This window comes from Thermincola sp. GK-1 (assembly GCF_059412445.1).
Window position 1 is genome coordinate 276973 of record NZ_JBSQAT010000001.1, and the last position, 14246, is coordinate 291218.

The 14246-nt window shown below is 46.2% G+C and carries 10 protein-coding genes; all 10 read left to right on the plus strand.

Features of this window, described 5'->3' with window-relative positions; translation table 11 throughout:
* Positions 1 to 46 precede the first annotated feature (46 nt).
* The 10 genes from ACSNJE_RS01395 (at position 47) to ACSNJE_RS01440 (ending at position 14084) form a co-directional block, all read left to right on the plus strand.
* On the plus strand, positions 47 to 973 hold the full coding sequence (locus ACSNJE_RS01395; protein ID WP_013121657.1) for an NAD-dependent epimerase/dehydratase family protein: 927 nt from the start codon (positions 47 to 49) through the stop codon (positions 971 to 973).
* Positions 974 to 977: 4 nt separating this feature from the next.
* Complete coding sequence (locus ACSNJE_RS01400; RefSeq protein ID WP_013121656.1) at positions 978 to 2552, plus strand: ArnT family glycosyltransferase; 1575 nt, start codon at positions 978 to 980, stop codon at positions 2550 to 2552.
* A gap of 156 nt (positions 2553 to 2708) precedes the next feature.
* Entirely contained in the window at positions 2709 to 3827 is a 1119-nt protein-coding gene (locus ACSNJE_RS01405; protein ID WP_495251801.1) for an efflux RND transporter periplasmic adaptor subunit, read from the plus strand.
* Positions 3828 to 3858: 31 nt separating this feature from the next.
* Complete coding sequence (locus ACSNJE_RS01410) at positions 3859 to 5016, plus strand: TolC family protein (protein WP_495251802.1); 1158 nt, start codon at positions 3859 to 3861, stop codon at positions 5014 to 5016.
* Between the two features lie 31 nt (positions 5017 to 5047).
* Entirely contained in the window at positions 5048 to 5644 is a 597-nt protein-coding gene (locus ACSNJE_RS01415) for a TetR/AcrR family transcriptional regulator (protein ID WP_052217281.1), read from the plus strand.
* Positions 5645 to 5779: 135 nt separating this feature from the next.
* Entirely contained in the window at positions 5780 to 6853 is a 1074-nt protein-coding gene (locus ACSNJE_RS01420) for a mannose-1-phosphate guanylyltransferase (protein ID WP_495251803.1), read from the plus strand.
* 41 nt (positions 6854 to 6894) lie between these two features.
* Positions 6895 to 10443: a S8 family serine peptidase gene (locus ACSNJE_RS01425; RefSeq protein WP_495251804.1), complete on the plus strand. Its 3549-nt coding sequence runs from the start codon at positions 6895 to 6897 to the stop codon at positions 10441 to 10443.
* An 87-nt stretch (positions 10444 to 10530) separates the two neighbouring features.
* Positions 10531 to 11907 (plus strand): LCP family protein, encoded by a 1377-nt coding sequence (locus tag ACSNJE_RS01430; RefSeq protein ID WP_495251805.1) that lies wholly within the window; start codon positions 10531 to 10533, stop codon positions 11905 to 11907.
* A 169-nt stretch (positions 11908 to 12076) separates the two neighbouring features.
* On the plus strand, positions 12077 to 12805 hold the full coding sequence (locus tag ACSNJE_RS01435) for a WecB/TagA/CpsF family glycosyltransferase (RefSeq protein WP_495251806.1): 729 nt from the start codon (positions 12077 to 12079) through the stop codon (positions 12803 to 12805).
* 232 nt (positions 12806 to 13037) lie between these two features.
* Positions 13038 to 14084, plus strand: a complete 1047-nt coding sequence (locus tag ACSNJE_RS01440) for an S-layer homology domain-containing protein (protein WP_495251807.1) — start codon at positions 13038 to 13040, stop codon at positions 14082 to 14084.
* Positions 14085 to 14246 lie beyond the last annotated feature (162 nt).

Here is a 14246-nt window from a genome sequence, read left to right on the forward strand (position 1 = left end):
AAGGCACTGAGCCAGATGAATAAGTTGTTGGTTGGAGGTTACCCATTTGAAGGTTTTGGTTACTGGAGGAGCGGGGTTTATAGGTTCCCATATCGTGGACAGGTTGATTCTGGAAGGGTATGAAGTGGTGGTCGCCGATAACCTTTCTACCGGAAGCCCGGCAAATATCAATGCGGAAAGCCGGTTTTATCAGGTTGATATTACCGGGGATGATTTGCAAGACTTGTTTGCCAAGGAAAAACCTGAAGTGGTGATACACCATGCTGCCCAGGCAGATGTGCAGGTTGCACAACGGGAACCTGTTTTTGATTCTATGACTAATATTTTGGGCACTGTTAATCTGCTGCAATGTTGTATTACGTATAATGCAAAAAAGTTGATTTATGCCTCTTCGGCCGCCGTTTACGGCGCTCCTTGTTACCTTCCTGTTGACGAAAACCATCCAGTTAATCCTATTTCCAATTATGGCATTTCAAAATACGTACCGGAGTTATATATCAAAGCTTTTCACAAAAATTTTAATTTGAATTATACCATCCTTCGTTACGCTAATGTTTATGGGCCCAGGCAGGGGCTGAAAGGGGAAGGGGGCGTTGTTTTCCTGTTTGCCAGGCGGTTTCTGGCCGGAGAACCTCCCTTGATTTATGGCGACGGTGAGCAAACGAGGGATTTTGTTTTTGTGGAGGACATCGTTAATGCCAACCTCCTGGCCCTTGAACAGGGCGACGGGATGGTTATTAATATAGGAACCGGTGCCCAGGTATCCGTTAACGATTTATGCAGCCGTTTCAGGGAAATATTCAAGAGTGATTTACGGGCCGAGTACCTGGAGCCAAGGCCGGGCGACATCAAAAAGAGCGTATTTGACATTTCGTTGGCCAAGAATGTATTGGGCTGGCAGCCCCTTGTTTCCCTGGAAACGGGATTGCGGCAAACTATTGAATTTTACCGGGATATTTGGAGAGAGGTGTAATTAATTGGATTTCGGTTTTGCCTGCCCGAACAAGAAAAAAACAAATATCCTTCTGGCAGTTTTTTTATTTATTGCTGCCGCAGCCGTTTGGTACTCTTATTACGACTCTGTTTTCAACGGCCTTTTATATAATGATGCTATGGATTATGCCAGCATAGGCAGGAATGTGGCCCGCGGCGAGGGTTTTGTTTCCGCTTACATAACGCCCCTGGGTTTACAGTACTATGGTATCCCGCATCCCAACCCATGGCGGGCGCCTTTATGGCCGCTGATATTAGCCTTTTCCATGCAAATACTGGGTTCTAATGACAATGCTGTTGCTGTAACCACGGGGCTGTTTTTTGTGCTTACCGTCCCTTTGATTTATCTGATCGGGCAGAATCTCTTTAACCGGGCTGTCGGTTTCTGCGCGGCGCTTATTTTTATGTTCAGCGGCCTGGCGCTGCATTTTGGCGTGTCGGGCCTGACCGAACCGTTAGCGGCTTTTTTGATGTGCTTATGGTTATATTTGTTGACGGGTGAAAAACTGGAAGGTCCCCGGGGAGACCTGATTATCGGGTTAATTGGCGGAGTGTTTTACCTGGCCAGGTACAATGCGCTGGTTTTTCTGCCTTTTGTTTTGTTTTATCTCATGTTAAAACGGAGAAAGAAAATATTTATTATACTGCGGTTTGTAGCAGGATTTTTGATTCCCACTGCGCCCTGGTTTATAAGGAATTTCCTGCTTTTTGGCAGCCCGCTGTTTTCCTTGCAAAAGTTTGAACCGGTGATGTTTACTGCGGCCTATCCGGAATATTCTCTTTATATGATGTTAAAGAAGCCGGATGTGCTGGATTTTATTGTATCACACCCCGGCCAGGTTATGGCCAAGGTAAAAACAGGGTGGCTCAGTTTTGCCGGTGACTTTTTTAACCCCTCGTTTTCCGGTATTCACTGGGGTTTGATGGTTTTATGCCTCCTGGCCCTGGTATGGCCTTTGGGCAAAAAAACAGCGTCGTTAAAACTGGTTTTGGCAGGCAGTTTTTGCGCCCAGTTGGCCGCGCTGCTGGTTATCCATTATATCCCCCGGCTGTTCTTCCTCTTTGTTCCTTTTTATATATTGCTGGGATTGGCTTTCGTTTGGCGCCTGCTCGAAAGGCTGCCTTCGCTGAAATTGCGGAAACCTTTACAGGTACTCGTTTTAAGCGTCTTAACCACTGTGTTTATCCTGGGCAACCTGCCCGATTGGAACAGTAAACATACCCCCGAACCTGTCTTTAAAAAGTTTTCGGCCCAGATAACTTTTTTGGCCAACCATTCCACCCGGTCTGATTTAATCATCTCCAACGATGGGCATATGTTGAGCTGGTACGGGGACAGGAATGCCAGCAAAATTCCCTACAGCCCGGAAATGCTGCCGCAATTAAACAGGTATCAGAAAGCCAGGTACCTGTTCCTTTCTTCCAGGAGCAGTTGGAACATCCCGGAAGCAGACAAGGAATGGCAGGAAATTTACTGGGCCAGGCCGCAGGAGTTCAATGGTTATGTAATTAGAAAGGTCTTTGCGGACGGTTCGTTAATATATGAAAAAAAGCCTTGAAAACTGCTCCTGACCGGTCTAAAATTGATTGACAAAAGCTTCTTGGTAAAAGTATACTTATATTAGACTGACTGACTGGTCGGTTCTAAGTACCCTTTTGCCTTTTTCTTATTGTGCATTAAATCAATTTTAACGTATCAGGGGAGTTTGGTGTGGATGAGGAGATTAAAAAGAACATTGATTTTGTTTATGCTACTGCTGTTTGCCGTACTTGCCGGCGGATGCGGGAACAAAGATACCGCTGCTAATGATGAACAAAAACCGGTACCGGTATCTGTTGTTAAAGTGGAGAAAGGGAGTGTTACCAATAATACTGTAATAACCGGCAAGGTAACTGCCAGCGCTGAGGTTATGATTATCCCCAAAATTGCCGGGAAAGTGACCAGGGTAACCGTTGATGTAGGTTCGAAGGTGAAAAGAGGCGATTTACTGGTTCAATTGGATACAACCGAGCTAAATGCGCAGTTGAAACAGGCCCAGGCCGCATTGGAACTTGCCAAGGGCAACGCCGTGCAAAACGACTACCGTATCCAGGATGCCTGGAACAATTTAAAGCGCATGGAAAATTTATATAAAGAGGGCGCTATATCAAAGCAGCAATATGAACTGGCTCTTTTACAGTATAACCTGTCCCTGAATACTCCTACGGAGGCGCAGGTAAAACAGGCCCAGGCCAATGTGGACCTGATTAAAGCCCAGCTCGCTAATGCCCGTATCACCGCGCCTATAAACGGTGAAATTTCAGTAAAAAACGTGGAAATAGGCGAGTTGGTAGGTCCCAGCGCCCCTGTGTTAACAATAGTTGATACCGGCAATGTTTATGTGGAAGGCGTAATTACTGAAAAAGACATTCCTTTTGTGCGAGAAGGCCAAAAAGTAAAGGTCGAGATAGATGCTCTGGGCGAAAAAGATATTGTGGGAACTATTGCTGCCTTAAGTCCGGCTGCCGACTCCAGGACCAAGGGATACCAGGTCAAAGTAAAAATAGAAAATGCGGACGGCAAGATAAAACCCGGCATGTTTGCGGAGATTTCCATCACCACGCAGGCCAGGGAGGATGTGCCTCTGGTTCCCAAGGAAGTATTGGTAGCCCGGGGAGATAAAAAAGTGGTCTATGTGGTTAGAGATGGAGTAGCCTACGAACAGGATGTTACAACGGGTCTGGAAGATGAAAAGAATGTAGAAATCACCAAAGGTTTAAAAGAAGGTGAACAGGTGGTTGTTCTGGGGCAAAATTCATTAACCGATAAGACCAGAGTGGTTATTAAAGAATAGGGATTTGTTGTTTAAAGAAGGGGGAGAGAGAATGCCGGCGCGATTATCAAACAAAAAGGTTACCTTTTTTATTACAGCCATGCTGCTTATAACTCTGGCCGTAGGCGGTATTACATATGCGCAAAGTACCGGGCCACAGGTAAAGGAGCTTTCACTGCAGCAGGCCATTGATCTGGCCATGGCCAACAATAACGACCTGAAACTGGCGCGCATAGAGACTAAAAAGGCCGAAAGGGATCTGGTTTTGGCTGAGAAGACCGCTGATGACATTGATTTGGACAAAATGAATACTTACGACCGCGGCAAACTGAAATGGGTTGCTCCCAGGGCGGCGCAAATGGCTTTTACGCTAGCCAGGGAAAAGGAGAAAGTTACGGAAAAAAGCACGAAACTGGCTGTTGAAGGAGCTTATTACAATGTCCTGAAGGCGCAAAAAATGCTACAGATAAAAAAAGATACATTGAATTATGCCAAGGACCAGTTGGCGATTGTGCAAAACAGTTATCAACTGGGAACAGTGGCCAAAAGCGACGTTCTCGCCGTTGAGGCTTTGGTGGCTGCCAGTGAAGCCGGAGTAACAAGTGCACAAAATGATTTATCCCTGGCTGTTATGAAGTTGAATGAATTGATCGGTTTGGATATAGACACCCAGTTAAAGTTAACCGATAAATTTGAATATGTCCCGATGAAAGATGTTAATGTAGCCGACGAAGTCTACAAAGCCCTCCAGAATAACATTGAAATAATATCGGTCCGGGAAAACCAGGCTGTCAAGGAAAAGGAATACGAGGTAGCCAGGAAATATTACAGCGGGGGAGTAGTCTACTTTGACAAAGCAAAACTGGATGCGGAAGCAGCAAATGTGGCGGTGAACAAACAGGAAGTGGCCACCACCCTGGCCGTCAAGCAGGATTATTTATCACTCAAAGCCCTGGAAAAAAGCATTGCGTATAAGCAGAAAGAAGTTGAGAAACAGCGGGAAGTCGTTAGAATAGATATGCTGAAATTTAAAGCCGGCTTGCTGACCAACCAGGACGTCAAAAAGTCAACTATTGACCTGGAAACCGCTGAGCAGGGTTTAACCGAGCTTATCTATAATTATAACCAACTGAAGTCGAAGTTTAAGTACGGGTTATTTATTTCCGGTTCAACCGCGGGAGCGTCATCGTCTGCCGGCGCTGCGTATTAAAAACTTTTGCAAAGAAATATGGTGAGACAGGATGACTAAAGATGTTTTATCAGATAAACGCCAGAGAATTATCGAGGCGGCCGTAAAGGTTTTTTCCTCCAAGGGCTTTCACGAAGCCAAAGTGGAGGAAATTGCCCAGATTGCCGATGTTGGCAAAGGGACGGTATACGAATATTTCTCCAGTAAAGTTGAACTGTTTCAGGAAATATTAAAGTCCGGCATGGAATTTTACAACAAAAACATAACGGAACAGCTTAGTGCAAGTATTTCTGCCACGGAAAAATTGAAACAGGTTGCCCGGCTGCATCTCAGGTTTATCCTTGAATATAAGGATCTGGCTAAAGTAACCATGACCGAACATGCCCACTTTGGTAGAGAATTTCGCAGTTGGTTAATGAAAATGCGGGAAGAAAAGTTTGCGGCCATTGAAAACATCATTAAATCTGGGATTGATAGAGGCGAGATAAGGAATGAAGTTAATTCCAGGGCAGCCGCTATGGTTTTTACCGGTATGATGGGAGGGCTTGTTGGTCCTGCGGTTTTTGGAGATGAGGGAGTGCAAAATCTGGAAGATACTCTGGAACAAATGCTGGAGATTTTATTGAAAGGACTTCTGGCAAACCCGTAGCTTGTGCTATGGGTTTATTAATTTTGGCGCCAACTTTATTTCTGGAATTAATTTGCGTTTTCGGACACGAACCGGCAGGAGAGACCGTAGCTATTGTCGAACTAAGTTACTAACATTTTCTGGGAGGTAAAGGCAGTGGCTGTTTCTGTAATAATTTTGGCAGGCGGAAAAGGAGAACGTTTTTGGCCCAGGAGCAGGGAGTCTATGCCCAAACAGTTTATCAGGCTTTTGGACCAGGGAACCATGCTGCAGCTTACCTTTAACAGGGCCAGAAAAATGGTTTCGGTAAATCATATCTATGTGGTGACGGCCAGACCTTATGTTGATTTGGTCAAACAGCAATTGCCCGGTTTACCGTCGGCGAACATTATCGTGGAACCTGAGGGCAGAAACACGGCTCCTTGTATAGGCCTGGCGGCAATTCTTTTACAGCATAAAGACTCCGAATCTGTAATGGTTATCCTGCCGGCCGACCATTATGTGGCTGATAATGACAGGTTTGTTCAAACCCTGAAAACAGGGGTAAGGCTGGCTACTGATAAAGAAGCCTTCATTACCCTGGGAATTGTCCCGACCCGGCCGGAGACCGGTTATGGATATATAGAATTGGGAGAGCAAAAGAAGTATTCCGGAGCGGTATATTTTGAGGTGAAATCTTTCACCGAAAAGCCTGATTACCAAACTGCGCAGGCTTACCTTGGCTCCGGCAATTTTCTTTGGAACAGCGGAATGTTTATATGGAAGACAAGTTCGATCCTGAGAGCCATGGAAACATATCAACCTCAGTTATACGAGGGCTTGTGTCAAATCGGCAGGGGGCTGAATGAGGGGGATTTTGAGCAAAGGCTGCTACAGGTATACGGAAAGTTGCCTAAACAATCCATAGACTATGCTATCCTGGAAAAGGCAAACAACATTTTGGTTGTGCCGGGTGATTTTGGTTGGGATGACGTTGGCAGTTGGGCTGCTTTATCCAGGCTTTTCGAGGTTGATTCGGAAGGTAATTACCTGCAGGGTTCAGTAGTGACCATCGGCGCCCATAACTGCATAATTGACGGAAAGACCAAATTGATTGCCGCAGTGGGAGTAGATAATCTCGTAGTTATAGACACGGAAGACGTGCTGCTTATTTGTCCCAAAGAACGGTCCCAGGATATCAAGCTTATTCTGGAAGAGCTGAGAAAACAGCGCATGGAAAAATACCTGTAAAAGTTGCCGGGGAAAAGTCCTTTCTTTTGGAGGTATCCGTTTTGAGGCAAAAAACTGTTAAATTTAAAATATTGGCCGGCATGTTAATCTGTTTTTTATGTACAGGTTTTTTTGCGCCTGCCGTTGTTTTGGCCGGCGGTTTTTCCGATACCGGGGGGCACTGGGCGGAAAAAGAAATATTAAAGGCAGCGGCCGCCAAAATAATAAATGGTTATAACGGGGCTTTTTGGCCCAGACAAAGTGTTACCAGGGCCCAGTTTGCCGTAATGATTGTTAACGCGCTGGGACTGGATACGGAAGCTGCGGCTTTGCAGGGTGTTCCTACCGGATTTACGGACTTGAAGTCTTCGCATTATGCGGCCGGACACGTCCTGGTGGCCAGGGAAAGAGGTTTAATTTCAGGTTACCCGGACGGAACCTTCAAACCCGATAAACAAATCCGGCGAGATGAAATAACATCTATTTTAATCAGGGCTTTGCAAACTGAGCCCGATAGCGATTCTGCCCTGCTGAACAAATTTACCGATGCCGATATGATCCCGGATTGGGCAAAAAGTTTCATCGCCACTGCTGTAAAACTTCAGTTTTTGTCCGGTTTTCCTGACGGAACCTTCAGGCCGGACCGCCCGGCCAGCCGGGGAGAAACGGCGGTTCTGATAAATAAACTGCTGGCTGAACTGGACCGGGGATATACTTTTGTCGGGGAAATTGAGGATGTCAGCCTACAAAACAGGGAACTGGCGCTCAATATTAACGGGCAGCGGGAAAAGTTTACCTACGCAAATAATACCGACTTTTATTCTGATACAAAAAGAATTTTGCCACAATATTTAAAGCCGGGAGATAAAGTAGCTGTTATAATCGACGAATATGGACAGTTAAACTATGTGGAAAAACTTACGCAGGAAATAAGCGGTCAGGAAGAACAGCAAACCCCGGCTAACGGGGAAGCTGCGCAAAAAGCCGGTCTGACTTTGGAAACAAGCAATCAATTGACTAATAACGGTAAAGACAGTGTCTCAATAGACAGTGACCAAGAAATACTGATAACCACTGCCGCCGGGCAGGCCGGCCGGGTCAGGACGGCCATTGAACGGATGGGCGGAAAGGTTAATTTGTTTTATCCACGCCTGGATTACCTTACGGCTACCGTACCACCAAGCCAACTTGATATAATTGCCCATATGCAAGGCGTAGAGAGGATAAACCTGGACAGGGAACAAAGGGTTGCGCCGTTGGAAGCAGCCGAAACGGATGCCGGTATGCTTATGGACCCCCGGAAAAGTTTGCAGGTGACAAAAAGCAGTATTTCGGCGGATCTTTTCACGAATGCAACGGGAGCCGACGGAAAAGGCCAGATTGTGGCGGTAATTGATACAGGGGTTGATCCCGGCCATCCTGACCTGCAGAAGACTACCGACGGGAAGAGAAAAATTATCACCTGGAAAGATTTTACAGGGGAAGGCGTATTAGATACAAAGGCTATTGCCCCCGAAAATAATGGAGCCGTAAATTTGGCTGACGGGAACTATCGGATTGGTTCTATCGTCTCTAAAAGTGAACATTTTCATTACGGTTATATACGGGAAAGCGATTTTTCCACTGCTAACGGAAACGGTATGGATATAAATTTCAATGGGAATACAAACGATGTTTTTGCTGTTTTGGTTACCGATGCAAAAGTAAGTGGAAAATATGACACTGTATATGTAGATACAGACCTGGACAAGGACTTTGCAGATGAGACTGCCCTTAATTTGTTTGAAGGTTCAGGGGTCTTCGCCAATTTTAAAAGCCTGGACGGAAAAAATATTTTTAATTTTAACCTGCTGGAAATCGATCCAAATGGAAATAGAATTCACCTGGGTTTTGACGGCAATGATCACGGAACACATGTGGCGGGGATTATTGCCGCTAACGGGTATGCTCAGGGGGTAGCTCCGGGGGCGCAGATTATGGCTTTAAAAGTATTGGATTCCGCCGGTTACGGCAGTTGGAGCTCTGTTTCGGAGGCCATGATTTATGCTGCTTCACATGGGGCTAAAGTTGTCAATCTCAGCCTGGGGTTTAAGCCCGATGATTACGTTGGGGGAAGTGTCCCGGCCAAGTTAATAAATACCTTAACAGAAGAATACGGCGTTGTTTTTGTGGTGGCTGCGGGAAACGACGGTCCCGGATTAAGTTCAGTAACTACTCCTGCCGATGCCGATTCGGCTATCAGTGTCGGGGCGTATACTGCTCCGGAAATGTGGGAAACCGACTATGGCTGGAAGGTGCCGGCAGAAAACCTCTGGTTTTTCAGCTCTGTGGGCCCCCGCAGAGATGGCGCCATGGCCCCGCGGGTAGTAGCCCCCGGCAGTGTGGTGTCTACTGTGCCGATGAGAAAAGGTGAACAGTACTTCATCAGTGAAGGGACCAGCATGGCAGCTCCGCACGTTGCGGGGGGTATTGCCCTCTTGCAGGAAGCTGCTACACATGAAAAAATCAATGTTACTCCGTATATTATTAAAAGAGCTATAGAACTGGGCGCGAGAAAAATACCTGACTATTCCTATGCTGAACAGGGCTATGGGTTGGTCAATATTGCTCAGACCTGGATTGAAATGCAGTTTATTAAAGAGAATGCCAACTTTAGCTCATCGATATATAACTCGCAATGCGGTATGGGATATGGACTGTTGGAACAGCGTCTGGAACCGGGTAAAGTATCATGGTATGTGAAAAACAACTCTTCGGGAATAAAAGAGTTGTCAATTTATACTCTATCGCCGTGGATCAAGCCTGACACAGACCGGATTCTTGTCCCGCCCGGAAAGACACGGGAAATACCTCTCCAGTTTGATCTTCCGGCTAAGGAAGGACTGTATTCCACCTTGGTCCGCGCCAATGACCAGACCAGTTATGGAATTGATACAGACCTTTCAGTGAATATTGTAAAACCTTACTCTTTAAATGAGACTGACAACTACAGCCGCAGCCTGGAAGAAACACTAAAGCCCGCCCAGTACAAAAGGTACTTTTTCGAAGTGCCGCCTGGAAGAGCGCAACTGGATGTTCTTTTAAGCGTTAATAAACTAAATACAGACCTATATGCCGGCAAAGTTAGGATGTACCTGTATGACCCGGAGGGCAACAAAAAAGCTGAGACGGGGTTTGCCGGCGGCGATGCCGCGGGTAAGCCCGGTGTTTCTGCCCAGGTTCTTTCCCCCCGGGCCGGTACATGGGAAGTGGTAGTATACAGTTCCGCCAGCCTTAGCGCTTTGGGCCTTGATCGTTCACAGTTTTCTCTGAGTGTGGCCGCTTCAGGAGAGAATGGGTCTGATTTGCCTGTCAGCGAACGTACCGTTATTGTGTCCGTAATACCAAGAGATTTACCGGTAGACCGGGTAAGTTTTGTTACCGTGCAGATCAGGAACCGGGCGGATAAGCGTCCGTTCCGGGGAGCTGTCGAGGTAAACGGGAAGTTATATTACACCGGTAAAGGATATATTACTATTCCGCTCAAACCGGGCGATGAGCGGCGCCTGGTTGTAAAGACGGTAACCGATATCTCCAAGGCCAGACCCGTAGAGTACGAATTTCGTTTTTAGAGCTGCCAAGTGTTGGTTATTGAATATGGCAGAAAAATACTGTAAAATTATTTAGGTAGCACCTTTTTTGATTTGGGGTGGGTTTTTATGAAGAACAAATTTTTTAAGATCATGAATATCCTCGCGTTAGTCGCTGTTTTTGCCGGTTCTTTTTACATTGGCAATATTTTGGCCAATGTAGGTGAGGAAAAGAATAATGAGCCGGTTAAGATAAAAGCTGGCGACAAAAAAGACGACTTGCCTGTTGACAGGCTGAATGTATTGTTGCTCGGCATTGATGCCCGGAAAGGGGAAAAAGATGCCCGGACTGACACCATGATTCTGGTGAGTATTGATAAGGAAACCAGGAAAATTGCCATGCTTTCTATTCCCAGAGACACACTGGTGGATATTCCCGGTTACGGCAAATCAAAGATCAATGCCGCTAACCAGATAGGCGGAACCGACCTGGCCGTTGACGTTGTGGAAAATTTACTGGGAGTAGATATACCATACTATGTTAAAACCAATTTCGAGGGATTTAAAGATATTGTTGACACCCTGGGCGGGGTTACCATCGATGTGGAAAAAAGGATGTACTGGCGCGATGGGAAGAACACAATTAACCTGTACAAGGGCGTGCAGCGCCTGGATGGCAATAAAGCTTTGCAGTATGTGCGTTTCCGCCATGACGCTCTTGGCGATATCTCCCGTACTGAGCGGCAGCAGAAGTTTCTAATGGCTTTAGCCGATGAAATTCTGCAGGCGAAAACCATAGTCAAGTTGCCCAAACTGCTGCCACAAATCTTTTCGGTAGTAGATACAAACTTTGGATTTAAAGATATATTCTTTTTGACCAGAGTTGCTTCATCATTGAGCCCGGATAATATTGTGGCGCAAACCCTGCCGGGAACCTTTTACAATTACAAAGGCATCAGTTACTGGAAGGCTGATGAGGAGAAAACCAAACTGGTATTGGCTGACATGTTCAAGGGCGTCACAACTGCTGCCGTGGTTGATAAACCTGTAAACGTTCCGAAGGACATACCGAAAAAGGCGAGTAAGGAGTATGTGAAAAAACGGACAGAAGTACCTCAAAAAAACAAACCGCAGGTTGACGTAAACATTGGCGAAACAGACAGCCAAACGCCACAACAAAACACCAATGGTTCCGGTACAGTTCCTCCACCGGAGGGGAATACAGGTAATACCGCACCGACTGAACCTACCGAACCAAATAATAATGGGTCGATAATTAATCCTGCCAACGGGACGCAGCAGCCGGGTAACGGTTCTACGGGAGGCTCAATTCCGGGAGGCTCTACTCCGGGAGGCGCGGAATCCACCGGGCCAAACCAGGGAAATACCGACGTTCCTGTTACCGGGCAGGGTGGGAATAATATTGTTGTACCGCCTCCGAACCCCGGTTCAACCGGGACGGCGCCCAAATCCACTCAGCAGGATGAGGGCCTGGCGCTCCCATAGTACTGGATTAACTTGATAAATGGTTTAACTTGATAAGATGGAATAAACACAGGAGAGGTTTTATGCCTCTCCTTAAAAATTCGCGCATGCATATGGAAGTTTATATTAAGACATAAAGTTTATATAAGATATAAAGTTTCTATATAGACATAAAGGTGGTTAGTGTTTTATGCCGGGGAAAATTGATATTTTAGGAGTAAAAATTGATCAGCTTGACCTGTCGGAAGCCCTACAATATATAGTACAGGTGATAAAAGAGGGTGGCCGTGCCATGATTGTTACCGCTAACCCCGAGATTGTTATGAAAGCCCGCCGGGAGCCCCGATTTGCTGAAATTTTATCTGAAGCAGACCTTATTACGGCCGATGGGGTCGGCCTGATCATTGCCGCAAAGATATTTGGGACCCCCTTAAAAGGCCGGGTGACGGGTATTGATCTCATTCAGGCGCTGTTTGAAATTGGCGCGCGGGAGGGATACCGTTTTTATTTCCTGGGGGCAAGGGAAGAGGTGGTCAAACAGGCCGTTGCCAATGTTCGGGCCAAATACCCGGGTATTGTAATGGCCGGATACCACCATGGCTATTTTCAAGATGATGAAGATGGAGTCCTTGCAGATATTAAAGCCTCCAGGCCTCATATTTTGCTGGCTGCTTTGGGTATGGGAAAACAGGAAGCATGGATTAACGCTCATCAAGCGGAACTGGGGATTCCTGTTGCTATAGGTGTGGGCGGGAGTTTTGATGTGTTGGCGGGAGCTGTGAAAAGAGCCCCGGTGTTTATGCAGAGGCTCGGCCTGGAATGGTTGTATAGGCTGGTCACCCAGCCAAGCCGCTTTTTCAGAATGTTGGAACTGCCCAAGTTCCTCTTCCTGGTCTTAGCGAAGAAAATCTTTCGCTAAGTCGCAACAGGCTGCCATAGTGAAACAACCGTTGTTAAAAAATCACCACAGAGGGCACGGAGAACACAGAGGAAACATGTATCACTATTGTAATAGGCGGCATCAGTGTAGGGCCAAAGGGTCAGTCCTAACATAATTTACCAGAAAAGAATTTGTTTATAAAAGCAGGGTATTTTTAGGCGGTTAGAGAACTAATATGGTAATGCAAACAATTTTTGTTAGGAGTGAAAACATGAGACAGATCAGGTTACGGAGGTTTTTTACCCTGGTTATATGCCTGCTGCTGGTTGCTGCTCCGGCATCGGCAAATATAACGGATGTGCTGATTTATGACCTCTCCGACGTGGAAGGGCATTGGGCGGAAAACCAGATGACTCATTTGGTAGCAATGGGCATAGTCAAAGGTTATCCTTCGACCCGCTATAATGAGCAGATGAGGGCTTACGTGCCCGCCAGGAAACTGCTTCCAAATCAGAACATTACCAGGGCTGAGTTTGCAGTCATGATGTTTCAGACCTTGAATTTGATTCCGGCTGCCGGAAAGGCTTCGTTTAAGGATGCTGCTAAGATACCCTCATGGGCCAGGGAGGCAGTGAACACCCTTTATCAGAAAGAAATTATTTACGGGGACGCCCAGGGCAATTTTAACCCCAATGCCAATATTAGGAGAGCGGAGATTGCCGCTATGGTGGTCAAAGGCTTACATGACCGGAGCCCTGTAAAACAACCCAGGAGTTTCCCTGATGTCTCTGATGAACATTGGGCTGCTGAAGTTATTCAAAAGGCTGCTGATGTGGGCATTATTAGGGGCAAGTCGAATGGAAAATTCGAACCTAACAGTTATGCCACCAGAGCCGAAGTGATGACCATGTTATATAACATGCTATCCAATGATAAGACACAGCTTCCTGATGATGAAGAACTGTTAGCGGTGACCGATGCCTACATGGCAAAAAATGAAGAACTGCTAAACGGCGGAGCCCCCTATGATTTATCTCCGTTGAAGGAGTATCTCACCGGAACAGAAGAAGCCGCCCTGGCGACAAACGCCGATGCCCTGAACGAAATGGCGGACCGCAACATAAGTTTAAAATACGAAATCCTTTCCAAAGGTAAAGTAGTGAATAAAAGTGATTGGCTGGCACAGGTTACATATGATTCAAAGATGACCGTCAAAGATGCCGACGGCGAAAACGTAATTAACATGACGGAGTATGTGTACTTAATGAAAATAGATGGTAAATGGCTCATATATTATGTTCCGTCAGAACCGGTATAAACTGTTTCCCGGTGAAATTAGGCGGGGGTTTTTATGGCCGAATGCTTTTCTTATGAACATCTAAGGTCTGTGAAGCATTCGGCCTTCAATTTTTCACGGCCCCTAAGAAAATCCAAACATTTGCCCCCAATTTAGAATCTAAGTTGTACAAAAAAGGAATGC